This is a genomic window from Desulfovibrio sp. UIB00 (genome assembly GCF_022508225.1).
Classification (GTDB): Bacteria; Desulfobacterota; Desulfovibrionia; order Desulfovibrionales; family Desulfovibrionaceae; genus Desulfovibrio.
Window position 1 is genome coordinate 71,956 of the sequence record NZ_JAETXJ010000001.1, and the last position, 26,436, is coordinate 98,391.

Genomic DNA, 26,436 nt, shown 5'->3' on the forward strand with positions numbered 1-26,436 from the left:
ACGCCTAAACAGATCTTATCACAGTGGAGAAGCATCATGAAGTTGAGTGTCAAGTTATCCTTGATGGCAGGTTTTTTAATGGCTCTGACAATTGCCCTTGGGCTTTTCAGCCTTGTGCAAATGTCAAAGATCAATGACGGCACAGCAGACATTAATCAGAACTGGCTCCCCTCCACCAGATATGTCTTGAATCTCAACGTAAATACATCAGATTTTCGTCTTGCCCAGGTGCAGCTTGCCAACAGTCCAGAAGCACAAGACAGGGCTCGCTATCAGGCCAGAATGGAAGCTACACTCAAAGACATTGAGAAGAATAAGTCGCAGTACGCCCCGCTCATTGCTTCAGCCCAAGAGAAGAAGGCATACGAGGGCTTCCTGCACGAGTGGCAGAGCTACATGGATATTTCCAAAGATGTGGTAATGCTTGCCAACAAGGGGCAACTGGAAGAAGCGCGTGACCTCACACGTGGCAAAACGCGGGCCATTTTTGAAAAAACCACTGCATACCTGGAAGATCTTGTCCGCATAAACACGGAAGGCAGCCTGGCCGCCAGCAAAGGCTGTGATGACTTGTATTCCTCGTCCAAACTTTTGGTCATCTGCCTGCTGGTGGCCTCTGTTCTGGCGGGAACCGCCACTGCGGTTGTCATCCTGCGCGGCACCCACAAACAGCTCGGTAAAGACCCCGGCGAACTGAACACTATCGCCCAGCGGGTTGTGGATGGCGACTACAACATTGACGATGGCAGCCCAAAGGCTGGCGTATACGAATCCATTGTAGCCATGGTTGCGGCACTCAAGAACCATATTGACCACGCCAAGGAAGAATCCCGCAAGGCTCAGGAAGCAGCGGAACAGGCCCGCAAGGCCCAGATTGTAGCCGAAGAAGCCACTGCGCGCGCAGAAACAGCCCGCAAGGAAGGCCTGCTTGACGCCGCCACCCAGCTTGAAGGCGTGGTCAACGTCATCGCATCAGCCTCTGAAGAACTTTCCGCCCAGATCGAGCAGTCTTCACACGGCGCAGAACAACAGGCCCACCGCATTGCGGACACTGCCACGGCAGTGGAAGAAATGAACGCCACGGTCATTGAAGTTGCCAAGAACGCCGGAGCCGGAGCAAACCTGTCCGCTTCCACACAAAGCAAGGCCAAGGAAGGCGATGATGTAACCACAAAGTGTCGGCGAGCCATGGACGAGGTTCAGGCCGAAACAATAGGCCTTAAAACCAACATGGACACTCTTTCTGTCCACGCACAGGCCATTAACGAAATTATGACTGTTATCTCGGACATCGCCGACCAGACAAACCTGCTGGCGCTCAACGCAGCCATTGAAGCAGCGCGCGCTGGCGAGGCAGGCCGTGGATTTGCCGTTGTGGCAGACGAAGTGCGCAAACTGGCGGAAAAGACCATGTCCTCCACCCAGGATGTGGGCAAGGCCATTCAGGCCATTCAGGAAAGCTCCAAAGAAGGCGTGCGGCGCATGGATCAGGCCGTGGGCAAGGTAAACCTTGCTGCCGATCTTGCGGAAAAATGCGGTGCCGCGCTTGCGGAAATTCTCAGCCTTGCGGAGCAGACCGCTGATCAGGTGCGCAGCATCGCCACCGCCAGCGAGGAGCAGTCCGCTTCTTCTGAAGAGATCGCCCGCTCGGTGGAGCACGTCAATACCATTGCGTCTGAAACATCACAGGCGATGGGCGAGGCCAGCAAGGCTGTTTCCGAGCTGGCGGCGCAGGCCCAGAACCTGTCCCGCATCATAACACAGCTCAAGAATTCCTAACTCTGGCTGTACGCAGTCTCGGGGCGGCCTTGCAGACGCAGGGCCGCCTTTTTTTGGCCTTGGCGCACCCCGCTATTTTCCCAACCCCCGTTTACGCCGCCCAGGCTCGCCCCTCCCTCACCAAGAGGAAATACGCACCCCAGCTCTGGCGGCTGTGGCGACAACGTGCTCTTCCATGGCCAAACGCGCTCCGTGCGAGTTCCGTGTCCGCAGATGCTCCAGCAGTGCCGCATGTTCGCGCATGGTCTCCACCAGCCCTTCCTGATTAGAAAAAGGCAAACGCTGGCTTTCAGAAAACAGATCAAAAAACGGGCGCATGGCCTCAATGAAAAAAGGGTTGTTGGCCGCTTCAATCATCTGGGTGTGAAAGGCGAAATCCAGTTGGGCAAAAAGCTGCACGTCACCGCGCACACTGGCCTGCTTCATGTCGTCCAGCATGGCTGCCATGTCGTCAATTTGGGCCTGCGTGGCGTTCAGGGCCACAAGGGCGGCAATGGCCGGTTCTATGGCATGCCTGAACTGAAAAATCTGCGTTTCTTTACCCGCAATAAATGACCGGTCAAACCACGTGACAGGCGCCCCAGGCAGGCTCTCCTGCGCACGCGTCACCAGAAACACGCCCTTGCCGGGCTGAATGCTCACCTTGCCCATGGTCTCCAAAATAACCAGAGCTTCGCGTACCGTGGGACGGCTGACTCCCAGAGTTTCCGCAAGTGCGCGCTGTGGGGGCAGTTTATGCCCTTCTTGCCAGTTATTATCTAAAATCATTGACAAAATGCTTTCAGCGGCTTCTTCCGAGCTAGACTTCCACATTTTTGTAGCTTCTTCAAACTTTTCCTGTAATTTAGCGCACATAGTTTCCACCAAATTGTAGAAGTAATATTTTTCGTTTACCCATGTTGACAAATTTGTAGAATACGCGCAATCATTTTTTACCGGTCTTACCAGAAATTGACCAAAACGTGGATAATTCCGGACTCACTCAAACATTTTCTTCGGGGGACGTCATGCAATTTTTTCTCAGCCGTCTTGGTTTCATCCTGACCGTCATGCTGCTGACCGCAGCCCTGCCGCAATCCATTTACGCCCAACAAACGGACAACACGCTTGAATCAATAAAAAAGTCAGGCGTTATCTCCATTGCTGTTCCGCAGGACTTCCCCCCCTTTGGTTCTGTGGGCGCAGACATGCAGCCTGTGGGTTACGATATCGATACTGCCCGGCTTATTGCAAAAAGCCTTGGCGTCAAGGTGAAGCTTGTGCCGGTAACCAGCACAAACCGCATCCCCTACCTTACCACAGGCAAGGTTGATCTGGTCATTTCTTCACTGGGCAAAAATGCCGAGCGCGAAAAAGCCATCGACTTTTCAGTGGCCTACGCGCCTTTTTTTAACGGCGTATTTGGCCCCGCCGATCTCAAGGTCGCCACAGCTGAAGACCTGACAGGCAAGACAATCGCGGTGACCCGTGGTGCGGTTGAGGACATGGAACTGACCAAGATTGCGCCCGCATCCACAGAAATTCGCCGTTTTGAGGACAACAGTTCAACCATAGCCGCCTACCTTTCCGGTCAGGTGCAGATGGTTGCCACGGGCAACGTTGTGGCTGCCTCCATCAACGGACAAAATCCATCCAAGCATCTGGAAGTCAAATTCCTCATCAAAAATTCGCCCTGCTACATCGGGCTGAACAAAAACGAGCCGGAACTGCAAAAGGCTGTGGACGACATCATCACCCAGGCAAAGAAGGACGGGCAGCTTGAAGCCATTGCGCAAACATGGCTGCACACCTCCCTGCCGCAGGATTTTTAAAAATTCCTGCGACTTGCAAAAAAGGACCGCGAGGAACACATTGTTGCCAAATCTTTACCGGTAAGACCGCAAGGTTATAACGGCATGATTTGGCGGCGGCAACCTCGCAAAGCTGCAAAACAGCGACTTTGCCGCAGCAGCCAGGACGTATGGAGGAGGCGCCCATAGAGCGACCTCCCGTTAGGGGAACAGCCATGGCCTATCAGTTTACCTTTGAGCCCATTGCGGCAAACTGGCCATTGCTGGTTCAGGGGGCAGCCCTGACGCTGGCCCTCACGGCGGTCAGCGCCACGGTGGGCCTTGCCGTGGGCATTTTGGGAGCGGTTTCACGCGAGTGGCGGTTGCCCTTTTTGCACCCGTTTTTTACCGCCTATGTGGAATGCGTCCGCAACACGCCCTTTATTGTGCAATTGTACTTCATATACTTCGGCCTGCCCGCCCTTGGGGTACGGCTGAACGGATGGGAAGCCTCCGTGCTGGCAATGGTCGTCAACCTTGGCGCATATTCGACCGAAATCATCCGGGCTGGCGTGGCGGCTGTGCCCAAGGGCCTGATTGAAGCCGCAGACTCCCTGGCAATGAGCCGCTGGCAATGCCTGCTCCACGTGATTCTGCGCCCGGCGCTCAAAACTGTGTGGCCCGCCCTGTGCAGCCAGATTGTCATTGTCATGCTGGGGTCTTCGGTATGTTCGCAGATAGCCGCCGAGGAGCTGACCTTTGAGGCCAACCTCATCCAGAGCCGCACGTTCCGCGCCTTTGAGGTCTACCTCGCCAGCACGCTCATGTATCTTGCTCTGGCCATCGCCGTGCGCAAGAGCCTGCATTCCTTTGGCAAACACTGCATCCGCAGGGGGCGCGCATGATCAGCTTCTCTATCTGGGACATGCTGCGCCATCTGCTTACGGGCGCGGGCTGGACAATTGCTCTGTCTGCCATCGCTTTCGCTCTTGGCGGAGTCATGGGCCTTATTGTGCTTTTTGTGCGCATTTCGCCCAAGGCCCAGCTGCGCGCCCTGGCCATGACGTATATTGAGTTTTTTCAGGATACGCCGCTGCTTATGCAGTTTTTTCTCATCTTTTTCGGGCTGGCACTGTTTGGGGTGGATATTTCGCCCCTGGCCGCCGCAACGCTGGGCCTTACGTTCTTTACCAGCGCGTACCTTGCTGAAATCTGGCGCGGATGCGTTGAGGCGCTGCCCAAGGGTCAGTGGGAGGCATCGGCGTGCCTTGCCATGAACCGTTACGAGCAGCTGCGTCACGTCATTCTGCCCCAGGCCTTGCGCATAGCCATCCCCCCGACTGTGGGCTTTTCAGTACAGGTCGTCAAAGGAACTGCCGTGGCCTCGATCATCGGCCTTGTGGAAATAACCAAAACCGGAACCATGATCGCCAACGCAACATTCAGGCCGCTGCTGGTCTACGGCCTTGTGGCTGCGGGGTATTTTCTCATGTGCTACCCGCTTTCGGCCTTTGCCCGCTGCATCGAAAGGAGGCTCCATGTCGCTGGTCGTCGTTGATGAACTGCACAAGCAGTTCGGTGAAACCAAGGTGCTGCGTGGGGTCAACCTCACGGTGGAAGAAGGCGACGTTGTGGCCGTCATTGGCCGTAGCGGATCTGGCAAGAGCACGTTTCTACGTATTCTCAACGGGCTGGAAACCTTTGATGCGGGTTTTGTGAAAATTGACGGCGATCGTGTCCATGGGCTTGAAAACGACTTGCGCCCCCTGCGGCTCAAGGTGGGCATGGTCTTTCAGCAGTTCAACCTCTTTCCTCACCTTACAGCGGGGGAAAACGTCATGCTGGCCCCGCGCATTGTCAAAAAAGAGCCCGAAGCCGAAGTGCGGAAGCTTGCCGCAGAAATGCTTGCGCGGGTGGGCCTTGCCGACAAATTCAACGCCTTTCCCGATCAGCTGTCTGGCGGGCAGCAGCAGCGGGTGGCCATTGCCCGGGCGCTTGCCATGCGCCCCAAGATGTTGCTGTGCGATGAAATAACCTCAGCCCTTGATCCCGAGCTGGTGGGCGAAGTGCTTGAGGTTGTGCGCAAGCTTGCGGCAGAAGGCATGACCCTGATCATGGTCACTCACGAAATGCGCTTTGCCCGTGAAGTAGGCAATAAACTGGTATTCATGCACCAGGGTAAGGTTCATGAGGCCGGGGCCCCCAAGGCGCTTTTTGCCAAGCCCGGCACTCCAGAACTGGCTTCGTTCATCCAGACGGTGAACTAAGCATTATGGGCAATTTATCAAAAATTGCTCCGGCGTCCGCCCATGCGAACGCCCGTTGCGGAGACCGGCGCGCTGTGCCCGGTCTGGGCAAACAAAACTAAATCTGCTCAAGGAGGAAACATGGCTTATCCAGAGGGCTTGCTGAAAACACGGGCGGTCATCCGGCCCGGCGAATATGCGGTCATTCCGCCGGAAGGTCGGGTGCGCAACGTCATACCCGGCATTGAAGGATGCTACATGTCCATCATTGCCTCCCCCAAACTGGGCGCGAGTTTTGTGCAGTATGTAGGAACCGCCCTGCCCGGCGGGGGTACCGTTGCCCCCTTTGCGCAAGAGCCGGGCGTGGAGGCCTTTTTGTATGTCATGGACGGCGAAGGCGCGCTGACCGCAGCCACCTGCGGGCAAAAGCACACCTTGGCCCCCGGCGGCTACGTGTTTGCACCCGCTGGCAAAAGCCTTGAATTTACCAACACCACCAATGCCCCGGTGCGCTTTCTGCTCTACAAGCAGCGTTACATCGCCCTGCCGGGCCACGAGGCCGAAGTAGTATTCGGCAATACCGCAACAATGGAAGAGCGCATCTACGAAGACATGGCCAATGTGTTTATCCGCGATCTGCTGCCCACCCATCTTGGTTTTGACATGAACATGCACACCCTCAGTTTTGACCCAGCAGGCTGCCATCCCTTTGTGGAAACCCACGTGCAGGAGCACGGGGCCTATCTGCTGGAGGGCGAGGGCATCTATCTGCTGGGGGCCGAGTGGATTCAGGTGCAGAAGGAAGATTTCATTTTCTTTGGCCCCTATACCCCACAGGCCGTATACGCCACTGGCAGGGGACGGCTCACGTACATCTACTCCAAAGACTGCAACCGCGATGTGGCCCTCTAGCCTCCCGCTTTTTCAACAAGGATATACCATGTCACAGTTTGGCGAAATTTACAGGGACGAAGACGTTGATATTTCTGTGCTGCACGGCAAGACCATTGCCATCATCGGTTACGGCAGCCAGGGCAAGGCACAAGGCAAAAGCCTGCGCGACAGCGGCATCAATGTGATTGTGGGCGTAGGCGACAGAACCGTGCACAACAGCTGGAAGGACGCCGAGGCCGACGGCTTTGCCGTGTACGACATCCAGGAGGCCGTAAAAAAGGCGGATATCGTCCATATCCTGCTGCAAGACCCGGCCCAGCCCGCCGTGTACTATTCTTCCATCCACGCCCACCTGCGCCCCGGTCAGACCCTCAGCTTTGCGCACGGCTTTGCCATACTCTACGGCACCATCAAACCGCCCAAGGATGTGGATGTCATCCTGTTTGTACCCAACGGCCCCGGCCCGGTGGTGCGCCGCAAGTTCAAGGAAGGCTCGGGCATCTACGGCGCTGTGGCCGTTGATCAGGACGCCAGCGGTCATGCCGCCGCCACGGCCCTTGCCATTGCCAAGGGCGTGGGCAGCACCCGCGTGGGCACGATCAAGCTCTCGTTCCAGCACGAAACCGAGGGCGACAATTTTGAAGAACAGGTGCTTTACGGCGGTGCCATCCAGCTCATGCGCTCCATCTACAAGGTCATGACCGATAACGGCTATCCGGCTTCCTTCGCTTATGCCAAGGCTGTGCGCTCCATCCGTTCCATCATTGACGATATCGATGAGGTGGGCGTGGAAGAATACCTCACGCGCCGGGCCAGCCGCACCTGCGAATTTGCCGTGCGCACATCCGGCCCGCGCGTCATCAACGAAGACGCCATCCAGCAGATTTTTGAAGAAACGGAAAAAGGCATCTTTGCCCGCAACTGGCTGAACGAATTTAATCTGGGCATGCCCACCCTCAACCGCATGCGCCGCACCTGGGCCGAGTCGGACATGGAGCGCACCGGTAAACTGTTCCGCGACAAATTCGGCATGTCATAGGTATCCGCCGCTGGCGGGGGTATCTTGAGGCCACGGCATGACGGCCCGTGCCCCCGCCGAATGAATAGAGCCTGAACCAAGGGAGAAGGCATGAACTCTGTGCGTGTAGACAAAGCGCGGCTGCAAAACCGCATGGAAGCAATATCTGCATTCGGGGCAACTGCGGGCGGCGGCGTCACCCGGCTTGCCCTGTCCGATGCAGACAAAGATGCCCGGCAGCAACTCAGCGCATGGCTGCAGGAGCTGGGCTGTGAGATCCATGTGGACGGCATGGGCAACATCTTTGCCATACTGCCGGGCAAGGACAGAACCCTGCCCCCGGTGATGACAGGCTCTCACGGCGATTCCCAGCCGCTCGGCGGACGCTTTGACGGCATGCTGGGCGTTGTGGCTGGCGTGGAGGTTGTGAACGCCCTGCGCGATGCGGGCGTAACCCTGCTGCGCGATCTGGTGGTAGCCGACTGGACAAATGAGGAAGGTTCCCGCTTCACCCCCGGCTGCTCTGGCTCCGGCGTATGGGCTGACAAGCTGGCGCAGAAAGATATGTATGCCCTCAAAGACCAGCAAGGCCTTACCCTTGGCGGGGAGCTTACACGCATCGGCTTCCGGGGTGATTCCAGTTACTTCCCCCGACCTGTACATGCGGCCTTTGAACTGCACATAGAGCAAGGGCCTGTGCTGGAAGAGAAAAGCATCCCCATCGGCATACCACAGGGCATTGTGTGCCTGCGCTGGTACAATGTGCGCGTGCAGGGCGTGCCCAACCATGCCGGGCCAACGCCCATGACCAGCAGGCACGATGCCATATACGCCTTTTCGCTCATGGCGGCGCGCATTTTCGAGATTGCGCGAGACTCCGGTCAGGTGGTGGCCACAGTGGGCGAAGTGCATGCTTCCCCCAATTCACGCAACGTCATTGCCGGGGATGTGCAGTTCACCATCGACGTGCGCGGCTGGGACGAAGCCGCCACGGATGACGTGTGCCAGCGCATTGAGGCCGCGCTGACAGAGGCAGCCCAACAGGCGGGGTGTCAGGTAACGCCAGAACGCATCTGGCAGGTTTCGCGGGTGCCCTTTGACCAGCGCCTGCGCGGGATGGTGCGCGAGGCCGCGACCAGCCTTAACCTCCCATGCCTGGACATGGTCTCCGGAGCATCGCACGACATGATCTATATTGCCCAGGTTGCGCCGGGAGCCATGATATTTGTGCCCAGCATGGGGGGCCGCAGCCATGCCGAAGTAGAAAATACCTCATGGGAAGACTGCGCAGCAGGCGCGGACGTGCTGCTGCACTGCCTGATGCGCACGGGCAACGAGCCCGGCTAAGGCAATTTCAATCCACAAAATTTTGCGGGGGAGGCGTCTTTCTCCTCCCCTGCGCCCTCGCATTTTCATTTCTGCCGCAAGCCATCCAGGGATATTTCTGCCAGGATGGAAACGACCTCCCCCTGCCCCAAGAGGCGCATTGCCCAGCAAGACTTTGCCGTGTATGCTTGCCGCTCGCCGAACAGCTTCGGCAGGAACCCGCGTAAAGGACTACAATGCAGAAAGTGACCATTCATACTGACGGCTCATGTCTGGGCAATCCCGGCCCCGGCGGCTGGGCCGCCGTACTCAAACTTGACGATCAGGACTACCGCAAGGAATTTGCCGGAGGCTACAAGCTGACCACCAACAACCGCATGGAAATCCTGGCGGTAGTGGAAGCCCTGAGCCAGTTGCAAAGCCCCTGCGAAGTCGAGCTCTACTCCGACTCAAAATACGTGTGCGACAGCATTGAAAAGCGTTGGGTCTGGGGCTGGCAGAAAAAGGGCTGGATCAAGAGCGACAAAAAACCCGCTCTCAATGTGGATCTGTGGAAGCGCCTGCTTCCCCTGCTTTCCACCCACAAGGTGCGCATGCGCTGGCTGAAAGGCCATGCCGGGCACCCTGAAAACGAACGTTGCGACGTTCTGGCCCGCGCAGAAGCTGGCCGCAGGGATCTGCCCCCCGACACGGGCTATAATCCCTAGCCACGGAGAAGCCCTGTTTTTGCCCTTGCGGCCGTAGCCGCAGGGGCGCGCAAATCCTTGACTGTTCCGCATTCAGCTTCCGGCAGTGCCACCCCACCAGCATGACAGCAACCTCCCCTGATACCGCACTCACACTCGCAAACCTCTGGCATTCCCTTGGCTGGCCTTTGCTGCGTCTGCTGCTGGGGCTGGCGGTGGGCCTGCTTGTGGCAAACCTGCTGGAGGCCCTGCGCTGGACGCGCCATCTTGCCCGCCTTGCCGCGCCCCTGGCCCAGACCGCCCACCTGCGCGAAGTCGCGGGCGCGAGTTTTTCGCTGGCCTTTGTGTCCCCCGCCGCCGCCAACGGCCTGCTTTCTGACAGCCATAACCTGGGCGAGCTTTCGAGCAACGAGCTTATGCTGGCAAACCTTTTCAACAGCCTGCCAGCCTATCTTGTGCATACCCCCACCATTTTTCTGCTCACATGGCCGGTACTGGGCACTCCTGCCCTGGTGTACGTGGGGCTTACATTTATTGCCGCCGCAGGACGCACGGGCTTTACCGTTGTGCTTTCACGCTGGCTGCTGCCGCCGCCACCGCCGGGCTGTATTGCCTGCCAGAACATCAAGCAGGCGGGCACCTCCTGGCGCGAAGCCCTGAACAAGGCCTGGCGGCGCTTTTTGCGGCGTCTTCCCAAGCTGGTATACTTCACGGCGCCCATTTACGTGCTTATGTTCTGCATGCAGCGCTACGGCTATTTTGCGCTGGCAGAGGCATGGCTGGCCGATCACATGGGCTGGCTCTCATTTTTGAAGCCGCAGGCCATGGGTATCATTGTGCTGCACCTGGCGGCGGAGCTTGGCGCGGCACTTGGCGCAGCGGGCAGCGTACTGCAAACGGGCGGGCTTTCGCCGCGCGATGTGGTGCTGGCCCTCATGGTGGGCAATATCCTTTCCACACCCATGCGGGCCATACGGCACCAGCTGCCATCCTATGCGGGCTTTTTCCGCCCGGCGCTGGCCCTACGGCTTATCCTCGCCAATCAGGGGCTGCGCGCAGCCAGTATGACCGTTGTGACCCTTGTTTACTACTTCTGCACATAAGGACAAAGCATGAGAACCCCTCCTGAGCTTGAAGAAGTGCAAGAAGACTTCAATATGGGCATTATCTGCGCGCAGCAGGTATTGGCCCACTTTGCAGACAGGCTTGGCCTGACGGAAGACACAGCCCTGCGCATAGCCTCGGCCTTCGGCTCCGGCATGGGCAAGGCCGAAGTGTGCGGTTGCGTTTCCGGCTCGCTCATGGTCATAGGCATGATGCACGGCCCCAACGGCCCATGCCCGCGCCCGCAAAAAGAGGCTTTCTACGCCCGGCGCGATGCCTTTACCGAGGCTTTTGCCAAGGCTCACGGCAGCTTGCAGTGCCGGGGGGTTCTGGGGCATGACCTTACCACGCCCGAGGGCATGGCAGCGGTTAAACAGAACAATCTTTTTATCAAAACCTGTGCGCCGCTGGTTTGCCATACCTGCGCGCTGCTCGAAAAATATCTGTAGGAGTATTGCATGACTGACACCGCCACCCCGGCTACCGATACCCAGGCAACCGAGGCCGCAGCCGCCCCCGCCGTGCACGCCGCACATGTTCAGGTGGTCAAGCCGGAACACACGGGCGCACGCGTGACCGTACTGGTGCAGCCGGAAGAAAAATACCTTTCCCTGCCCCGGCCCAAGACCTCGCGCCAGCTGCTTGCAGCCCTTGGCCTTGCTGAAGAAACCGCCCTTGTGGCCCGCAACGGCCAGCTGCTTACGCCTGACCGCCACATCTGGCCTGACGACGATCTGCTGGTGCGCAAGGTAGCCTCCTCGGGCTAGGCCCGACCTTGCCGCGCCAAGAGGAAAATGGTACCCGCAACATATGCTGAACCTAGACCTTTCCCAGGTGCTGAGCACCCTGGCTGTAGCCGCTGTACCCGCTCTCCTGGGCATCATTCTGCACGAAGTGGCCCACGGATGGGTGGCCTTTCGCTGCGGCGACCCTACCGCAAAATTTATGGGGCGGCTGACCCTGAACCCCCTGCCGCATATTGACCCCATGGGCCTATTGGCCTTTGTGCTGACAAGCCTTTCTGGAGCCTTTGTGTTCGGCTGGGCCAAGCCAGTGCCAATCAATCCCCGTTACTTCCGCAATCCCGCAAAAGACATGATGTTGGTAGCCCTTGCCGGGCCGCTCACAAACTTTTTGCTGGCAGGGCTTTTTGGCCTTCTGCTGTGGGCCGTGCTGCATGTTTTTCCGCCGCAACAATGGATGGACAGCACAAGTTACGTCTTTGCGCTCAAGACCATCCAGACTGGCGTAATCATTAATTTCGGGCTGGGCTGGCTCAATCTGATGCCCATTCCTCCGCTGGACGGCAGCAAGGTTGTGGCCTATTTTCTGCCTCCAAACACCGCATATCGTTACCTGAGTGTGGAGCGTTACGGATTTGTCATTCTTTTGTTGTTGCTGTTCACCGGGGCGCTTGGGCTTGTGCTTGGGCCGCTGGTCAGCGGCAGCGCCCTTGGCCTGCTGTCGCTGCTGGGCATCATTTAGGCAACCTTGCCTTTGAGAATGCATTTTCTTAGGTATGGCCGCACCCGCTGGCAAACGCGCCACGCACAACGAGGCTTGCAGTGAAATTCGTTGCCGTTGATTACGGTCTGGCCCGCACGGGCCTTGCCGCATCCGACCCTGAAGGACGGCTGGCCTTTCCGCTGGCTACCTTGCGGCTTGAGGATTTTACCGACCGCAAGGCCTTTCTGGCCGCCCTTGCCGAGCGCATTGCCGAGGCCGGGGCAGAAGCGGTGGTGGTAGGTTTGCCCCTGACCCTTGATGGGGAAGAAACCATGACCACGCGCCAGATACGCAACGTGACCGAACGCCTCAAGCGCCGAGTGCCGCTGCCTTTTTTCTTTATGATTGAGGCGCTGAGTTCCGAGGAAGCCTGGGCCGACCTGCGCGAGGCTGGCCTGAAAATGCGCAAACGCAAGGCAGTGCTTGACCAGCAGGCCGCCGTGCGCATTCTTTCTTCCTTTCTTTCTCTTGCGCCCCAAGACCGGAGACCCGCATGAAAACACTGTTGCGCGCGCTGGGCCTGCTGCTTTTGCTGGCTCTCGCAGGCGGAGGATGGGTGGCTTACGAGGCCCACACCTTCCTCACCACCGCACCGGAAACCCCAGGCCGCGATGTCTTTTTTGACGTACCCGTCGGAGCGCGTCTGGCACAGGTAAGCGCAGGGCTGGTAAAGCAGGGAGTTGTTACCGACGCCCGCAAGCTTGACCTGCTGGCCCGCTATAAAAAATGGGAAAACCGCCTCCAGGCTGGCAGATTCGCCCTCAATACGGGCTGGCTGCCGGAAAAAGTACTGGACGAGCTGGTCAACGGGCACCCCGTGCTGTACCGCGTTACAGTGCCGGAAGGCCTCACGTGGTGGCAGACGGGCAAGGTGCTTGAAGAGGCCGGACTTGTGGTTTTTGACGACTTTCGCAAGGTCGTGACCGACCCGGACTTTCTGCGTCATTACGGCATCCCCTTTGCCACGGCTGAGGGCTTTTTGATGCCGGATACATATCTGCTCAAAAAGAATGACGTTGTCGATCTGGCGCAGGCAAAGGCCGTTGCCGGACGCATGGTGGACAACTTCTGGCGCAAGACCGCCAACGTGTGGCCCGATGGCAAAAAACCGGGGCCGAGCCAGACAGAACAGCTCAAAACATGGGTTATCCTTGCTTCCATTGTGGAAAAGGAAACAGGCATTGACGCAGAACGCGCCCGCGTGGCCGGGGTCTACCAGAACCGCATCAACAAGGGCATGCTGCTCCAGGCCGACCCCACAGTGATTTACGGCCTTGGCCCCAAGTTTGACGGCAACCTGCGCCGCCGCGATCTGGACGATCCCAACAATCTTTACAACACGTATCAGCGCCCCGGCCTGACGCCAGGCCCCATCTGCTCGTTCGGCGCTGCGGCCCTTGCCGCAGCTGTCCGCCCTGAGGCGCACAACTATCTGTACTTTGTGGCGAAATTCGATGGTGGCGAGCATGTTTTTTCCACCAACCTCAATGACCACAACAAGGCCGTGCGGCAGTATCTGCAAAACCGCCGCAATGCCAAGCCCGCCGCGCCCGACGCGCGCTGAGGAGGCCCCTGTGAAGTACCTCATCGTTGAAGACTTTTCTGGTCAGGAAGTGCCTTTCATCTTTCCGCGCCGTGTAGACCACAGCGACATGCGCGAACAGCTGCCCTACAGCCGCGTTGTTTCCGCCGGTTTTGTGGAACTGGGGCCAGATGGTTTTGCCTGCTCCGGCGGCAACCCCGAGCTGCAGCTCAAAGCCCGGCCAGAGGCAGACGCGGCCATCATTGCCGAGGCCCTGCGACAACGCTGACAGCGTATGCCGCAAGGCAATCCCAGCCGACACCCTACGGAGCGCAAGCATGCCCAAGCCGCAGCCGAGCATACCCGGCCTTGTAATAGGCGGCACGGGCAGCAATGCGGGCAAAACGACCTTTACCCTGTCCCTGCTCTGCGCCCTGCACGCTCGCGGGCTCATGGCCCGCGCGGCCAAGACCGGGCCGGATTATATTGATGCAGCCTTTCATGCGGCGCTGACAGGCCAGCCCGCAGCCAATCTGGATACCTGGATGTGCCGGGAAGCCGCGCCGTCCCCTGCTGAACGCCCACTGCCCGCAGGGCGCATCCCCAAAGGGTTGATCCGCGTTTTTGAACACATGTCCGCAGGTTGTTCCCAGCATGGGGACGCGGACGGCGCAAAGGCCGTAACAAGTCCTTCCGCCAGGCCAGACCTGCTGGTGGTGGAAGGGGCCATGGGCCTCTATGACGGCGGGCACCGTGGAGCTGGCTGCACTGCGCATCTGGCCTCCCTGCTGGGTCTGCCCGTGCTGCTGATACTCAACGCAGGCGGTATGGGGCAATCCATTGCCGCTCTGGCAGAGGGCTTTCTGCATCACCGTCCCGCATGGGCTGGCGGCCTGCCTGTTCGCTTTCTTGGCATGGTGTGCACCCATGTGGGCAGCACCCGCCACGCCGACCTGCTGCGCCAGTCATTGACGCCCTTGGCAAAAAGCGCTGGCGTGCCCCTCTTGGGCTTGCTGCCCCGCCATGGCGCGCCGGAACTTCCCTCCCGCCATCTGGGGCTTGTGGAAGCGCGCGAGGCCCTGCCAGCGGTGGACAGGCAAGCCCTGACCCAATGGGTTGAGCAGCACTGCGACCTAGACCGCATGCTCAAACTGGCGGGAGTGCAGACCCCACGAAGGGCAATCGATGCAGACAAGTCCGGGGCGTCAATGCCGGAAGTTGCCCGGCAAGCGCGGTTATCCGAGGCACATGAACCGCCGTCAGACAGATTCTTTCCCCTTTCAGACGCACAAACGCAGCACCCACCTCACCTCCACCGCAAGCGCAGGCCGGTTGTGGGTCTGGCCTGGGACGAAGCTTTCAGCTTTTGCTATGCGGATCTGCCCGCCGTGTTGCACGAACTTGGGGCGCGCATTGTCACCTTTTCCCCATTACGGGACGCCGCGCCGCCAGCCGAATGTTCTGGCCTGTACTTTCCCGGCGGCTACCCGGAACTGCATGCCCCGGGCCTTGCCGCCAACACGTACATGCGCGATGCCCTGCACAGGCTGGCTGCACAGGGCATGCCCATGTACGGCGAGTGCGGAGGCTATATCTATCTCATGCAGTCCGTGCAGATTGCAGGGCAAGGGCACGCCATGAGCGGCCTCCTGCCGCGCAACTGCGTACTTGGCGCAAGCAAGGCTGCTTTGGGCTACCGGGCCGCGCAGGCCGCGCCTGACTGGCCCGCGCCCACATGCCCCACGCTTAAACGGCCTGCCGCCCCCCCCTTGTGGGTGCGCGGGCACGAATTTCATTATGCGCAGGAAGAAGAAATACCCCTGCCCACCCCATGCCGTCCCCTGTGGAAGCTTTACGACAGTCAGGGCCGTTTTTTGCGGGATGAAGGCTGCCGCCTCGGACATGTCGCCGGATCATGGCTGCACTGCTATCCAGAAGGCTCCCGCCGCTTCTGGCGCGCATGGCTGCGCACCTGCGCCGCCTACCTTTCAGACACATGCCACTGAGGATTTTATGGTTTACAACCCCACAGACAAAATCAGTGTTGATCTTGACCCGGCCTGCACCCCAGCCGACATAGAAAACCGCTCTTTCGCCATCATAGATGCGGAAATTCCCGAGCCGCGAACCTTTAGCGGCCCGCTCTGGCAAGTGGCCCGCCGCTGTGTCCACACCCTCGGCGATACGGATATCGTGGGCGACCTGCGGCTGAGCGCCCAGGGCCTTGAAGCTGGGGTGAGCGCCCTGCTCGCGGGCTGCACGGTGTATACCGACACCCGCATGGCTGCCGCTGGCCTGCCCATGCGCCGCCTTGAACCGCTAGGGGTATCAGTGACCCCGCTCATGGCCCTGCCCGGTCTTGCGGAGCTTGCCGCCAGCCGGGGCACCACGCGCTCCCGCGCCGGGCTTGAGAGCATTGCGCGGAACATGGGCGGCAACATTGTGGTCATCGGCAATGCACCCACTGCCCTGCTGGGGCTTCTGGACGTGCTTGCGCAAGGCGCGCAGCCACCCGCCCTCATAGTGGGCATGCCTGTGGGCTTTGTGAACGCAGCGCAGTCAAAGGAACTTCTGCGGCAAAGTCCCTGGCCCCACTTTACCTTGCTGGGCCGCAAGGGCGGCTCCGCTGTGGCGGCGGCCTGCATCAACGCACTGGCTGACATAGCCCTTGCGCGGCGCGGCCTCACGCAGGTTGCGGCTCTTTAGATACGGCACAAGGTAGCAGTTTTTTTCAGCAAAAGCCTGATACTGGCTGGTTATTGAAAATGGGCATTCCCTGAACATGAACACGTTCAGGGAATGCCCATCAGCTTTTGGCGGCTAAACCTTGAAAAATCAGTCATGCGGGCACACCCTGCTGTCTTTGAAACTTGACCTTGGGCAGTTCTTGCTATTTTTTTCATAGCGCGCTATTCATTCCATAGCGCGCGCAAGAACACCACCCTTGCTTGCAGCTTCGCAAAATATGCGGAGCGCAAGCAGCAAGATCAAACGACAAGGAGCAAACCATGCCCGTCATCACCATAGCCATGCACAGCACAACGGAAGAAGTGAAGAAGAACCTGATTGAAGGCCTGACCGCCGCCGCAGTGGCGGCAACGTCCGTTCCGCAGGAAAAATTTGTGGTATTTGTTGAGGAATATGCAACCGATGCCATCGGTCTGGGAGGCCGGACGCTCAAGGCGATCAAGGCTGCGCAGCAATAGTCGCGGTCCGATTGCGCAGGAATCCCCGGAGGAGGCTACGTGAGCCTTTTGCTGAGCAGTTCGTTCCAGCGTTCGGCTTCCTCCGGGGCCACTTCCATAGCCCAGGTAATGGCCCAGGCTCCAAATGGCTCCAGAAGAAGGCTCAACTCCACACCCATGTCTGTCAGAGCATAGCCATCATTGGTGGTGCACACGAGCTTTGCCTCGCGCAGTTCTTTCAAACGGCTGTTGAGCACCGCCGGGGATATGGATTCGCAGGCATCCTGCAAGGCGCGGAACGTGGCCGGGCCCTTGCGCAGTTGCCAGATGACGCCCATGGCCCACCGCTTGCCCAACAGATCAAACAGCGCCATGAGCGGCACGCCGCTACGCGAACCTCGAACAGGTTTACCTGGTGTGGGTATGCTCATGATTCCGCCGCATTTGTGCTGAACAATATGGTGCCATATCAGCAGTTAACCTTGCTTGCGGGGCTTTTCAGCCTCATCGACTGCGGAAGCATCCACGGGCTTTGACGCATCAGCGGGCCTGACTGCGCTGTTGGCAGGGGGTGTGACAGCCTCATTTTCAGACAGATTTGCCGTGTCGGGGCTGATAATTTCCGCATCGGTCACCTCGTCGTCATGCCCCGCCGTTCCATTCCCGTTAGCTGCGGCATCACCCGACGCAGCTTCGGCATCAAGGGCCGGGGGCAAGGCCTGCGCCTCCACCACATGCCCACCAAGAGCCAGACGCTGCACCTCATTCTGCGGCAGGGGTATGCAGCCCTTGTCCACCAGCACAATGCCCGTGCGTTCCAGCACTTCGCGTCGGTATTCATATTCCTGCTGCATGCGGTGGTGCCGGTACACAAACCAGCGGTGCACCAGATAGCACACGGCAATAAGAGCGGCCAGACTGCCCGCAATCCAGGGGATATATTCTGCCAGCGCGCCGCCCAGGCGCATCAGGGCAGAGAATGCCCCGTCCACAAAAAACAGTCCGGCACCCAGCAGCATGATGCCCAGCAGCAAAACAACCGTGGGCGCGTTGCGGATTATGGCATAGAAACGGCGCAGCCGTTCAGGAACCTGCTCATCGTCATCCGCCGGCCCTGCTCCCTGCCCGCCCTGCATGCTGTCCTCGCGCCCCAGATAGCGCGAAACCCATGTGCCGGAGAGGTGTACAATGAGCATCAGCCCCACAGGGGCAAGCACTGCGGCAACGGCCCAGCCAAGCCAGGGAAAGCGCGCCAACGGCGGGCCGCCGGGGACATCCGGCGCTGCATGCATGACGCCGTAAAAAAAAGAAATGCCGCCAACAATCATCTCTACAAAAAAGATGGCGACCATAAGATATATAAGCGCGTCCTTGTACGGACCAGCGTACCAAGCTGCGCGATCCTGACGGCGGCCTTTATCCGCAGAAGATGCGGACTTGCCTTGCGTTTCGGATCCTTTATTCTCTGCTTTCTGCATTCGTTACCTCGGTTCTCAAAACATACGTTGCGGCGCTTTTTCCCGCAAGCCCCCATACCCCGAAACAAGGATTTCACCGTTGCGCGCCGCTCTTGCCCAGAACGCGCATCTGGCATACTTTGCCTGCATGCACACTGGGAGGTTCTCATGCATGTTCTGGTAACAGGCGCAGCGGGCTTTATTGGATACCATCTTTCCCAACGCCTTCTGGCCGATGGGCACAGTGTGGTGGGCGTTGATAATTGCAACGACTATTACGATGTGCAACTAAAAAAAGACCGTCTGGCCCAACTTGCCGCCATGCCGGAGGCGCAGCGCTTCCGCTTTGAACTGCTGGACATGGCCGATGGCCCTGCAATGGCCGCCCTGTTTGCCCGCGAAGGCTTTACCCATGTGGTCAACCTTGCGGCGCAGGCTGGCGTACGCTACAGCCTCCAGAACCCGGAATCGTACCTCAATGCCAACCTGCTGGGCTTTGGGCATATTCTTGAGGGCTGCCGCCAGAACAAGGTGGGGCATCTGCTTTTTGCCTCGTCTTCTTCCGTGTATGGCATGAACACGGCACGACCCTACAGTGTGCACCATAATGTTGACCACCCGGTCAGCCTGTACGCCGCCACCAAGAAAAGCAACGAACTGATGGCCCATTCCTACAGCCATCTGTTCCGCATTCCCTGCACGGGTCTACGCTTTTTTACCGTATACGGCCCATGGGGCAGACCAGATATGGCCCTGCACCTGTTCACCACCGCCATTGTGCGCGGCGAACCCATCAAGGTGTTCAACGAAGGACGCATGCGCCGCGATTTTACCTATATCGACGACATCATTGAAGGCGTGGTGCGTCTGCTGCCCCTGGCCCCGCAGCCCGACCCGGACTTTGACACCGCAAATCCCAACCCCGCCAGCAGCTCCGCGCCCTGGCGCATCTACAACATAGGCAACAACAATACGGTGGAACTCAACGATTTCATCAGCACCCTTGAAGACGCCCTTGGCATGAAAGCCCGCAAGGAGCTTCTGCCCATGCAACCGGGCGATGTTGAATCCACCTGGGCCAATATTGACGACCTCACTGCCGCCACCGGCTTTGCCCCTTCCACGCCTCTCAGCGAGGGTATAGCCCGCTTTGTGGCCTGGTACAAAGAGTATTATAAAATATGAACGACACTTTCTCCACTTCTGCGGATCATCTGAACATATCCGCCCCCACGCCCGCCCGGCCGGAAATTCTGGCTCCGGCGGGCGACGCGCCTTCATTCCTGGCCGCTCTTGCCGCCGGGGCAGACGCCATCTATCTGGGCCTCAAACATTTTTCTGCCCGCATGCAGGCAGAAAACTTTGGCCTGACGGAACTTTCGCGCCTGACAGACCTTGCCCATGCGGAAAACGCCCGCGTTTACGTGGCCATGAATACCCTGGTCAAGCCCAACGAACCGGCTCAGGCATACCGGCTGGCGGCGCGCCTTGCCCGTCAGGTCAGGCCGGACGGGCTTATCGTTCAGGATCTGGCAATGCTGGATCTGGCGCGTCAGGCAGGTTTTGAGGGCGGGCTTTTTCTTTCCACCCTTGCCAACCTCACCCATCCGGAAAGCCTGTTGCAGGCAAAAAAACTCGGCGCCAACCGCGTTATCCTGCCGCGCGAGCTTTCCATTGATGAAATCCGCACCATGGGCGAGGCCTGCCCCGAAGGCCTTGACCTTGAATGTTTTGTGCACGGCGCGCTGTGCTACTGCGTGTCTGGCCGTTGCTACTGGTCGAGCTACATGGGCGGCAAAAGCGGCCTGCGGGGCCGCTGCGTGCAGCCCTGCCGCCGCGTGTACCGTCAGGGCGGCCCCGCTGCCATTGCCCTTGTGCGCAATGCGGAACGCGAGGAACAGGATCGCATGCGCCAGGAACAGTCCCGCATGGATATTGCCCGCAAAAACCGCACCGGACGCGATGGGCGTGACCCACGGGCCGGGCGCGGCAGGCCGGACGACCGCCGCAACGAATCTTTTGACGCGCCGCGCCGCCCCGCCTCGCGCGGACAGATACGCGGCAAGGAACACAACGGACGCTGGTTCTCCTGCCTCGACCTTTCGCTGGACGTGCTGGCAAAAACCCTGCTGAACATCCCCCACCTTGTGTCGTGGAAGATCGAAGGCCGCAAAAAAGGCCCGCACTACGTGTACCACGTGGTTACGGCCTATCGCATGCTGCGCGACAACCCCGGCGATGCCCAGGCCCGCAAGGCGGCGGAAGAAATTTTGCAAATGTCGCTGGGGCGGCCCTCCACACGCGCGCGCTTTTTGCCGCAGAAGGACCACACCATCCCCACCACCCCGGACGGTCAGACCAGTTCCGGCCTGCTGGCGGGCAAGATTCGCATCGAGCCTGAAGGCGGCGTGACGCTCAAGCCCTTCTTTGAACTGCTGCCACAGGATTACCTGCGTGTTGGTGTTGAAGACGAGCGCTGGCATGCCACCATGCCCGTAACCAGGCGCATTCCCAAGGGCGGCAGCCTTACCCTGCGCCTGCCCAAGCACAAGACGCCCAAGGCCGGAACGCCAGTCTTTCTTATTGATCGGCGCGAACCTGAACTTATGCGCATCATCAAAAGCTGGCAGGCGCGCCTTGAGGCCATGCCCTCCCGCCCCAGCAAGGCTGTGGAAAGCGACCCGCGTCTGCCCAGGCCCATCAAGGCCAAAACCCGGCCCGACATGTATGTGCGCTCAAGCGTGCCCCACGGCAAGGAGACCCGCACAGGCCGAAGCCAGTTGCAGGCCCTCTGGCTTTCGGCGCGCAGCGCCGAACTATCGCGCACTGTTGCCCCGCGCATGTGCTGGTGGCTCCCGCCGGTTATCTGGCCAGATGAGGAAGAAACCGTCCGCCGCTCCATCGGGCGGCTGTGGCGTGACGGCGCGCGGCATTTTGTGTGCAATGCTCCGTGGCAACGCGGATTGTTCCCTGAGCAGCTTGAAGAAAACGCCGACCTGCTGGCCGGGCCTTTCTGCAACGCGGCCAATGCCTCGGCCCTTGGCATACTTGCCAATATGGGATTTTCGGGCGCGTTTGTAAGCCCTGAACTGGCGCAGGAGGACATGCTGGCCCTGCCCGCGCAAAGCCCCCTGCCGCTTGGCGTGGTGCTTTCCGGCTACTGGCCCGTTGGCATCAGCCGTTTCGGCATGCTGGGCGTCAAACCCAACGAGCCATTCCTCAGCCCCATGGGCGAACCCTTCTGGGCGCGGCAGTACGGCGGCAACATCTGGATTTATCCCGGCTGGCCGCTGGATATCACCGCCAAAAGGCAGGAACTGCTCTCGGCGGGATACGGTTTCTTTGCGCACATGCAGGAAAATCCGCCAGCCTCCGTGCCCGAAATGCGGCGCAAGAGCCTGTTCAACTGGGAAGGGGACTTGCTGTAAGAGGCCTGTCACCCCAAGCACCGGGGGGGGCTAACCGCATTCGCAGCATCCTGACACATACTTGCGGGCCGCCGTCAGAAACAATGTTCTGCCGGCGGCCCTTTTTCCGGCGCAGGAAGCCCCAATGCACACGGATGAACCTTTTTACAGCGCCCGTCAGCTTTTTCCACGCGGGCTTGAACAACCGGAAGGCAGCCTGCGATTTGGCGCGGATGCCCTCCTGCTGTCTGCCTTTGTTGCGCGGCATGTGGAAAGCCTGAACGCGCCACGTCAGGCACATCTGACTGCGGCAGAGCTTGGCTGTGGCTGCGGAGCCGCCCTGCTGGGGCTGGCCTTGCGTTGCCCTGGCATTACCGGGCTGGGGCTGGACAGGGAAGCACCGCTCGTGCAGGCCGCCACTGTCAACGCCGCTCGCCTTGGCTTGACAGACAGGCTGCGCTTTGCCGAAGCTGATCTGGCCGACAGAAAACTCTTGTCAGAGCTGGCAGGTACGACAGGCGTCAGTCATGCCGGAAAGTTTGATTTGGTTCTCGCAAATCCGCCCTATGGAGTCGCCGGAAGGCCCTCGCCCCGCCATATGCGCGAACGGGCGCTGCGTGGCGCACCGGGCGAGGAAAACCGGGAATACGTGCTCCAGCTATTCTGCCGAGCTGCGGCAGCTCTGCTGCGCCACCAGGGCTGTTTTTGCTGTATCTATGATGCCCCGGCCTTGCCGCAATTGTGCGCGGGCTTGAACGATGCTGGCCTCGGGCTGCGCCTCCTGCTGCCAGTGAGAACGCACAGGGCAAAACCCGCATTGCGGATTCTGGCTCTGGCCCGCAAGAATACCGCGCACGAAACCGTGATTGAAACGCCGCTGACGCTGCACACCGGGGCATCCACCAATGACAACTCAGGAACCAGCAAGGTCACAGGCGGCGGCAAACGTGGGCCTCGGTGGTCTACACAGGCGCTGCGCTTCTGCCCCTGGCTGGCCTGACGCAGGCTTTGCTGTGATCAATCCCGCACAGATTCCATCCCCACAGGGTGAATTATGAATTTTATAGCTGATCTGCACATCCATTCCCGTTTCTCGCGCGCCACAAGCAAGGCCCTCAATCCTCGTCATCTGGCGGCCTGGGCACGCTGCAAAGGTATCAACGTACTGGGCACCGGGGATTTTACACATCCCCAGTGGCGAGCGGAACTGGCGGAGCAGCTCGTGCTGGACGAAACTACGGGACTGTACAGGCTGGCTGTGGAGCCGGAAACTCTGGATTTTATGGACTCCAAGGCTGGTCCCGGCATGCAGGAATCCGCCGACCCGCTGTTTCTGCTGCAGGCGGAAATCAGCTCCATCTACAAACGCGGCGGCAAGGTGCGCAAGGTGCACAACCTTGTGTTTGTGCCTACTCTGGAAGATGCGGAGCGCCTTTCGTTGCGGCTGGCGCAGATCGGTAACCTTAATGCCGATGGCCGCCCCATCCTGGGGTTGGACTCGCGCGACCTGCTTGAAATCATGCTGGAATGCGCGCCCGGTTCAGTGATGATCCCCGCCCATGTGTGGACGCCCTGGTTTGCGCTTTTCGGCTCCAAGTCAGGCTTTGACAGGCTTGAAGACTGCTACGGCGATCTTTCGGAACACATTTTTGCGCTGGAAACGGGCCTTTCGTCCGACCCGGCCATGAACCGCCTGATCAGCAGGCTTGACGGCTACGCTCTTGTGTCCAATTCGGACGCGCATTCCGGGGCCAACCTTGGACGCGAGGCCAATCTGTTTGCGGGCCACCCCAGTTATACGGGCATGTTTGCTGCCCTGCGCGCCTCTGCCCGGCGGGAAGACCAGAGCAATCTGGACTGCCGTTTTCTCGGCACCATGGAATTCTATCCTGATGAAGGCAAATACCACCTTGACGGGCACCGCGCCTGCAACGTGGTGCTGGAGCCTAAAGAGTCGCTGGCTCTTGGCAACATTTGCCCGGTCTGCGGCAAGCCGCTCACAGTCGGCGTACTGCACCGGGTGCTGGAACTGGCGGACAGGGAAACCACGCCGGAACTCCCGCGCGAACCAGAAGTGCGCCCGCTGATTCCGCTGGCTGAAGTCGTGGGTGAAATACTTGGCGTTGGCCCGGCCTCGCGCCGGGTGCAGGAGCGTTACAGCAGTCTGCTGCGCGAGCTGGGGCCGGAGCTGGATATCCTTTGCAGCCTGCCGGAAGCAGACATCCGCGCTCACTGGGAGCCGCTGGGCGAAGCTGTGGCCCGTATGCGGCGCGGTCAGGTCTACCGCGAAGGGGGCTATGACGGCGAATACGGCACTGTGCGTGTTTTCTCTCCGGAGGAACTGGCCGATGCGCGCGGCACCCTGCCGGGCGTAAAGACTCCTGCCAAGCGGGGACGCAAAAAGGCTGAACCGCTTGCGTCTGCGGACGCGCAGACTACTGCCGGACAGCCCGCGTCCGTGCGGGTGCGTCGAGCGAGCCTCCCCCTTGCGGGTGATACCAACGCAGCAGCCACAAGCAATTTTTCTGCAGTAAAATCCGCAGCGACAACTGACACGCCTGCGCAGGTCTTTGCCTATTCTGACGAACAGCAGGCGGCGCTTGCAGCAGGGCCAGCGCCCGTGCTGGTGCTGGCTGGCCCCGGCGCGGGCAAAACCCGCGTTCTGGTGGGCCGCTTGCAATGGCTGGTGGAAGAAGGCGCAGACATGCGCAGGGTGCTGGCTGTCACCTTTACACGGCGCGCTGCGGATGAACTGCGGGAGAGACTGGGCAAGGCCTTTGCGGGAACCTCGCAAGCTGCGCTCCCCTTGTGCGACACCCTGCACGGCATGGCATGGGCGGCCCTGCGCGCTGCCAGCGCCGACAATCCCCCGCTCCTGCTTGGCGAGGATGCCGCGCTCAATCTGTTCTGCCTTGCGAATCCGGAGCTGGAAAAGCGCGATGCGCGCAAACTGTGGGATGCCCTTGCTCTCGCGCGTGAGGGCGGTGTTCTTGCCCATGAGCCTGCTCAAAGCCCTCTGGCCCGAGCTGCTGCCAACTATGCGGCGCGCAAGAACATGGGGCAGCGCTATGTGGACTACGCCGACCTTCTGGACTGGTGGCTGGACCACGCCCGCTCCCTGCCCGAAAACGAGCGCCCACAGCACGTGCTTGTGGATGAAGTACAGGATCTTTCCGCTGTGCAGCTTGCCATTGTTCGCGCATTGCTGCCTGCTGATGGGCATGGATTCTTCGGCATTGGCGACCCGGATCAGGCCATTTACGGATTCCGTGGAGTTACGGGCCAAAGCGAGGCCAGTCTGCGCGCCTGCTGGCCGGGGCTGAACGTCTTCCGCCTTGGGCAGAGCTTCCGTTCCAGCCAGAGCGTGCTGGACATGGCCCGCAGCCTTCTGCACCACAAAGGGCAGTGCGGCCCATTGTTGGCCGCGCAATCCCTCACGGCTGAACTGCGGCTCTTTTCCGCACCTGATGAGCGCACCGAGGCCCGTTGGGTAGCAGAGCGAGTTCGACATCTGCTGGGCGCTACGGCCCACACCCTGCTGGATCACAGCAGGGGGGACGACCTGCATGGTCTGGCCGGAGCACTGGCACCGGGCGACATTGCGGTTCTTGTTCGCCTGAAAGCGCAGATTCCACCTTTGCGGGCTGCCCTTGAACAGGCGGGGATACCCTGCGCCGCGCCCTCGCAGGATGGATTCTGGCAGGACGCCACATGCGCGCGCCTGTTGGGCCTGCTTGGCTCTCATTGCGGTTTTGCGCAAATGCCCACCGAGGGTCAGGATCAGCAGGACGCATTGCCGCAAAGCTGGACAGCAGCAGAGAGCCTGCCTGCGCCGGAGCGCATGCTCCCCTGGCTGGCGGAGCAGCCCTGGGCGGGGGAAGTCTTTACCGGCAGCCGCTCATGGCGTGAACTGTGCCGCCTCTGGAACCAGAGCGGTCACTGGGCGGGCTTTTTTGAGCAGCTGGCATGGCTTCAGGAGGCCGAGCTTGTGCGTGCTAAGGCCGAAAGTGTGCAGATTCTGACTTTGCACGCTTCAAAAGGGCTTGAGTTTCAGGCGGTCTTCCTGCCGGGGCTTGAAGACGGTCTTTTGCCTTTACGCCGTGAACTTTTGTTCCCTGCCACGGATGCCGCCACCAGCAGCGCCCAAATCGAGGACAACGAAGCCGAGGAACGCCGTCTGCTGTACGTGGGTCTGACGCGTGCCGCGCGGGCGCTTTTTCTCAGTCATTGCGCGCAGCGCACTCTTTATGGGCGCACCCTGCATTTGCAGCCCTCGCCCTTCATGGGACAGATTTGTGAATTCTGCCGGCACAGCACGCTGGCAACGCGCACCCGTAAGGAGCAGAAACAGATCAGCCTGCTCTGATCCCCTGCCCCGCCCGCGCTATCAACAGCGGGATGAAGAACAAAAAAAGCGCCAATGGCGCTTGTGCAGTTGCGGGATTGATTTTGGCCAGAGACAGAGACGGGCGATTCAACGAGCTATATTGGGCACAGGGGCATTGCACCGCGCTTGCCCCTGTCTCTGACGGCCTGG

General features: G+C 59.9%; 26 protein-coding genes. 23 read left to right on the top strand and 3 right to left on the bottom strand.

Annotated features, from left to right (window positions below; translation table 11 throughout):
- Positions 1 to 36: 36 nt before the first annotated feature.
- Positions 37 to 1,779 carry a methyl-accepting chemotaxis protein gene (locus JMF94_RS00295; protein ID WP_276612800.1) on the top strand — a complete coding sequence of 581 codons (1,743 nt, stop codon included), beginning with the start codon at positions 37 to 39 and terminating at the stop codon, positions 1,777 to 1,779.
- A gap of 117 nt (positions 1,780 to 1,896) precedes the next feature.
- Here the strand turns inward: JMF94_RS00295 and JMF94_RS00300 are convergent, their stop codons facing one another.
- Positions 1,897 to 2,634, bottom strand: coding sequence for a FadR/GntR family transcriptional regulator (locus tag JMF94_RS00300; RefSeq protein WP_346769998.1), 738 nt, complete (start codon positions 2,632 to 2,634; stop codon positions 1,897 to 1,899).
- Between the two features lie 152 nt (positions 2,635 to 2,786).
- On the opposite strand from JMF94_RS00300, the gene JMF94_RS00305 reads away from it, so the two are divergent.
- The 18 genes from JMF94_RS00305 to JMF94_RS00390 all read left to right on the top strand — a co-directional run bounded on the left by JMF94_RS00305 (position 2,787) and on the right by JMF94_RS00390 (position 17,056).
- Positions 2,787 to 3,590 carry a transporter substrate-binding domain-containing protein gene (locus JMF94_RS00305; RefSeq protein ID WP_240823237.1) on the top strand — a complete coding sequence of 268 codons (804 nt, stop codon included), beginning with the start codon at positions 2,787 to 2,789 and terminating at the stop codon, positions 3,588 to 3,590.
- Positions 3,591 to 3,784: 194 nt separating this feature from the next.
- A complete protein-coding gene (locus JMF94_RS00310) occupies positions 3,785 to 4,453 on the top strand; it encodes an amino acid ABC transporter permease (protein ID WP_240823238.1) in 669 nt (222 codons plus the stop codon).
- Positions 4,450 to 5,106 (top strand): amino acid ABC transporter permease, encoded by a 657-nt coding sequence (locus JMF94_RS00315; protein WP_240823239.1) that lies wholly within the window; start codon positions 4,450 to 4,452, stop codon positions 5,104 to 5,106. Before JMF94_RS00310 ends, JMF94_RS00315 begins: the two co-directional genes overlap by 4 nt.
- Entirely contained in the window at positions 5,087 to 5,815 is a 729-nt protein-coding gene (locus JMF94_RS00320) for an amino acid ABC transporter ATP-binding protein (protein WP_240823240.1), read from the top strand. Before JMF94_RS00315 ends, JMF94_RS00320 begins: the two co-directional genes overlap by 20 nt.
- A gap of 120 nt (positions 5,816 to 5,935) precedes the next feature.
- Positions 5,936 to 6,706, top strand: coding sequence for a (S)-ureidoglycine aminohydrolase (gene allE / locus JMF94_RS00325; RefSeq protein ID WP_240823241.1), 771 nt, complete (start codon positions 5,936 to 5,938; stop codon positions 6,704 to 6,706).
- A 28-nt stretch (positions 6,707 to 6,734) separates the two neighbouring features.
- Complete coding sequence (gene ilvC / locus JMF94_RS00330; RefSeq protein WP_240823242.1) at positions 6,735 to 7,727, top strand: ketol-acid reductoisomerase; 993 nt, start codon at positions 6,735 to 6,737, stop codon at positions 7,725 to 7,727.
- Between the two features lie 90 nt (positions 7,728 to 7,817).
- Positions 7,818 to 9,053 (top strand): M20 family metallo-hydrolase, encoded by a 1,236-nt coding sequence (locus tag JMF94_RS00335; RefSeq protein WP_240823243.1) that lies wholly within the window; start codon positions 7,818 to 7,820, stop codon positions 9,051 to 9,053.
- Positions 9,054 to 9,268: 215 nt separating this feature from the next.
- On the top strand, positions 9,269 to 9,739 hold the full coding sequence (rnhA, locus tag JMF94_RS00340; protein ID WP_192113110.1) for a ribonuclease HI: 471 nt from the start codon (positions 9,269 to 9,271) through the stop codon (positions 9,737 to 9,739).
- Between the two features lie 101 nt (positions 9,740 to 9,840).
- The gene (locus JMF94_RS00345; protein ID WP_240823244.1) at positions 9,841 to 10,821 is read left to right on the top strand and encodes a hypothetical protein; all 981 of its coding nucleotides are present in this window, start codon (positions 9,841 to 9,843) and stop codon (positions 10,819 to 10,821) included.
- 9 nt (positions 10,822 to 10,830) lie between these two features.
- The gene (locus tag JMF94_RS00350; protein ID WP_240823245.1) at positions 10,831 to 11,271 is read left to right on the top strand and encodes a C-GCAxxG-C-C family protein; all 441 of its coding nucleotides are present in this window, start codon (positions 10,831 to 10,833) and stop codon (positions 11,269 to 11,271) included.
- 9 nt (positions 11,272 to 11,280) lie between these two features.
- Positions 11,281 to 11,589: a hypothetical protein gene (locus tag JMF94_RS00355; protein WP_240823246.1), complete on the top strand. Its 309-nt coding sequence runs from the start codon at positions 11,281 to 11,283 to the stop codon at positions 11,587 to 11,589.
- 43 nt (positions 11,590 to 11,632) lie between these two features.
- Entirely contained in the window at positions 11,633 to 12,307 is a 675-nt protein-coding gene (locus tag JMF94_RS00360) for a site-2 protease family protein (protein ID WP_240823247.1), read from the top strand.
- 80 nt (positions 12,308 to 12,387) lie between these two features.
- A complete protein-coding gene (ruvX, locus tag JMF94_RS00365; RefSeq protein ID WP_022659004.1) occupies positions 12,388 to 12,825 on the top strand; it encodes a Holliday junction resolvase RuvX in 438 nt (145 codons plus the stop codon).
- Positions 12,822 to 13,892, top strand: a complete 1,071-nt coding sequence (gene mltG, locus JMF94_RS00370; RefSeq protein WP_240823248.1) for an endolytic transglycosylase MltG — start codon at positions 12,822 to 12,824, stop codon at positions 13,890 to 13,892. The genes ruvX and mltG overlap by 4 nt, the downstream gene beginning before the upstream one ends.
- 10 nt (positions 13,893 to 13,902) lie before the next feature.
- Positions 13,903 to 14,139, top strand: coding sequence for a hypothetical protein (locus JMF94_RS00375; protein WP_240823249.1), 237 nt, complete (start codon positions 13,903 to 13,905; stop codon positions 14,137 to 14,139).
- A gap of 49 nt (positions 14,140 to 14,188) precedes the next feature.
- The gene (locus tag JMF94_RS00380; protein WP_240823250.1) at positions 14,189 to 15,856 is read left to right on the top strand and encodes a cobyrinate a,c-diamide synthase; all 1,668 of its coding nucleotides are present in this window, start codon (positions 14,189 to 14,191) and stop codon (positions 15,854 to 15,856) included.
- Positions 15,857 to 15,863: 7 nt separating this feature from the next.
- On the top strand, positions 15,864 to 16,556 hold the full coding sequence (locus JMF94_RS00385; protein ID WP_240823251.1) for a precorrin-8X methylmutase: 693 nt from the start codon (positions 15,864 to 15,866) through the stop codon (positions 16,554 to 16,556).
- A 302-nt stretch (positions 16,557 to 16,858) separates the two neighbouring features.
- Positions 16,859 to 17,056, top strand: a complete 198-nt coding sequence (locus JMF94_RS00390) for a tautomerase family protein (RefSeq protein WP_227118795.1) — start codon at positions 16,859 to 16,861, stop codon at positions 17,054 to 17,056.
- A gap of 35 nt (positions 17,057 to 17,091) precedes the next feature.
- Here JMF94_RS00390 and JMF94_RS00395 read toward each other — a convergent pair whose 3' ends face one another.
- Complete coding sequence (locus JMF94_RS00395; RefSeq protein ID WP_240823252.1) at positions 17,092 to 17,466, bottom strand: helix-turn-helix domain-containing protein; 375 nt, start codon at positions 17,464 to 17,466, stop codon at positions 17,092 to 17,094.
- Between the two features lie 45 nt (positions 17,467 to 17,511).
- Positions 17,512 to 18,513: a hypothetical protein gene (locus JMF94_RS00400; RefSeq protein WP_240823253.1), complete on the bottom strand. Its 1,002-nt coding sequence runs from the start codon at positions 18,511 to 18,513 to the stop codon at positions 17,512 to 17,514.
- A 147-nt stretch (positions 18,514 to 18,660) separates the two neighbouring features.
- On the opposite strand from JMF94_RS00400, the gene JMF94_RS00405 reads away from it, so the two are divergent.
- The 4 genes from JMF94_RS00405 (at position 18,661) to JMF94_RS00420 (ending at position 26,265) form a co-directional block, all read left to right on the top strand.
- Entirely contained in the window at positions 18,661 to 19,677 is a 1,017-nt protein-coding gene (locus tag JMF94_RS00405) for an NAD-dependent epimerase (protein ID WP_240823254.1), read from the top strand.
- Positions 19,674 to 21,920 (top strand): peptidase U32 family protein, encoded by a 2,247-nt coding sequence (locus tag JMF94_RS00410; protein ID WP_240823255.1) that lies wholly within the window; start codon positions 19,674 to 19,676, stop codon positions 21,918 to 21,920. Before JMF94_RS00405 ends, JMF94_RS00410 begins: the two co-directional genes overlap by 4 nt.
- Before the next feature lie 124 nt (positions 21,921 to 22,044).
- Positions 22,045 to 22,899 (top strand): methyltransferase domain-containing protein, encoded by an 855-nt coding sequence (locus JMF94_RS00415; RefSeq protein ID WP_240823256.1) that lies wholly within the window; start codon positions 22,045 to 22,047, stop codon positions 22,897 to 22,899.
- 54 nt (positions 22,900 to 22,953) lie between these two features.
- Entirely contained in the window at positions 22,954 to 26,265 is a 3,312-nt protein-coding gene (locus JMF94_RS00420) for a UvrD-helicase domain-containing protein (RefSeq protein WP_240823257.1), read from the top strand.
- Positions 26,266 to 26,436 lie beyond the last annotated feature (171 nt).

Bases quoted from the DNA above. Each gene is read 5' to 3' on its own strand.
- JMF94_RS00295 (WP_276612800.1), top strand. From the start codon at position 37: ATGAAGTTGAGTGTCAAGTTATCCTTGATGGCAGGTTTTTTAATGGCT.
- JMF94_RS00300 (WP_346769998.1), bottom strand. From the start codon at position 2,634: ATGTGCGCTAAATTACAGGAAAAGTTTGAAGAAGCTACAAAAATGTGG.
- JMF94_RS00305 (WP_240823237.1), top strand. From the start codon at position 2,787: ATGCAATTTTTTCTCAGCCGTCTTGGTTTCATCCTGACCGTCATGCTG.
- JMF94_RS00310 (WP_240823238.1), top strand. From the start codon at position 3,785: ATGGCCTATCAGTTTACCTTTGAGCCCATTGCGGCAAACTGGCCATTG.
- JMF94_RS00315 (WP_240823239.1), top strand. From the start codon at position 4,450: ATGATCAGCTTCTCTATCTGGGACATGCTGCGCCATCTGCTTACGGGC.
- JMF94_RS00320 (WP_240823240.1), top strand. From the start codon at position 5,087: ATGTCGCTGGTCGTCGTTGATGAACTGCACAAGCAGTTCGGTGAAACC.
- allE (WP_240823241.1), top strand. From the start codon at position 5,936: ATGGCTTATCCAGAGGGCTTGCTGAAAACACGGGCGGTCATCCGGCCC.
- ilvC (WP_240823242.1), top strand. From the start codon at position 6,735: ATGTCACAGTTTGGCGAAATTTACAGGGACGAAGACGTTGATATTTCT.
- JMF94_RS00335 (WP_240823243.1), top strand. From the start codon at position 7,818: ATGAACTCTGTGCGTGTAGACAAAGCGCGGCTGCAAAACCGCATGGAA.
- rnhA (WP_192113110.1), top strand. From the start codon at position 9,269: ATGCAGAAAGTGACCATTCATACTGACGGCTCATGTCTGGGCAATCCC.
- JMF94_RS00345 (WP_240823244.1), top strand. From the start codon at position 9,841: ATGACAGCAACCTCCCCTGATACCGCACTCACACTCGCAAACCTCTGG.
- JMF94_RS00350 (WP_240823245.1), top strand. From the start codon at position 10,831: ATGAGAACCCCTCCTGAGCTTGAAGAAGTGCAAGAAGACTTCAATATG.
- JMF94_RS00355 (WP_240823246.1), top strand. From the start codon at position 11,281: ATGACTGACACCGCCACCCCGGCTACCGATACCCAGGCAACCGAGGCC.
- JMF94_RS00360 (WP_240823247.1), top strand. From the start codon at position 11,633: ATGCTGAACCTAGACCTTTCCCAGGTGCTGAGCACCCTGGCTGTAGCC.
- mltG (WP_240823248.1), top strand. From the start codon at position 12,822: ATGAAAACACTGTTGCGCGCGCTGGGCCTGCTGCTTTTGCTGGCTCTC.
- JMF94_RS00380 (WP_240823250.1), top strand. From the start codon at position 14,189: ATGCCCAAGCCGCAGCCGAGCATACCCGGCCTTGTAATAGGCGGCACG.
- JMF94_RS00385 (WP_240823251.1), top strand. From the start codon at position 15,864: ATGGTTTACAACCCCACAGACAAAATCAGTGTTGATCTTGACCCGGCC.
- JMF94_RS00390 (WP_227118795.1), top strand. From the start codon at position 16,859: ATGCCCGTCATCACCATAGCCATGCACAGCACAACGGAAGAAGTGAAG.
- JMF94_RS00395 (WP_240823252.1), bottom strand. From the start codon at position 17,466: ATGAGCATACCCACACCAGGTAAACCTGTTCGAGGTTCGCGTAGCGGC.
- JMF94_RS00400 (WP_240823253.1), bottom strand. From the start codon at position 18,513: ATGCAGAAAGCAGAGAATAAAGGATCCGAAACGCAAGGCAAGTCCGCA.
- JMF94_RS00405 (WP_240823254.1), top strand. From the start codon at position 18,661: ATGCATGTTCTGGTAACAGGCGCAGCGGGCTTTATTGGATACCATCTT.
- JMF94_RS00410 (WP_240823255.1), top strand. From the start codon at position 19,674: ATGAACGACACTTTCTCCACTTCTGCGGATCATCTGAACATATCCGCC.
- JMF94_RS00415 (WP_240823256.1), top strand. From the start codon at position 22,045: ATGCACACGGATGAACCTTTTTACAGCGCCCGTCAGCTTTTTCCACGC.
- JMF94_RS00420 (WP_240823257.1), top strand. From the start codon at position 22,954: ATGAATTTTATAGCTGATCTGCACATCCATTCCCGTTTCTCGCGCGCC.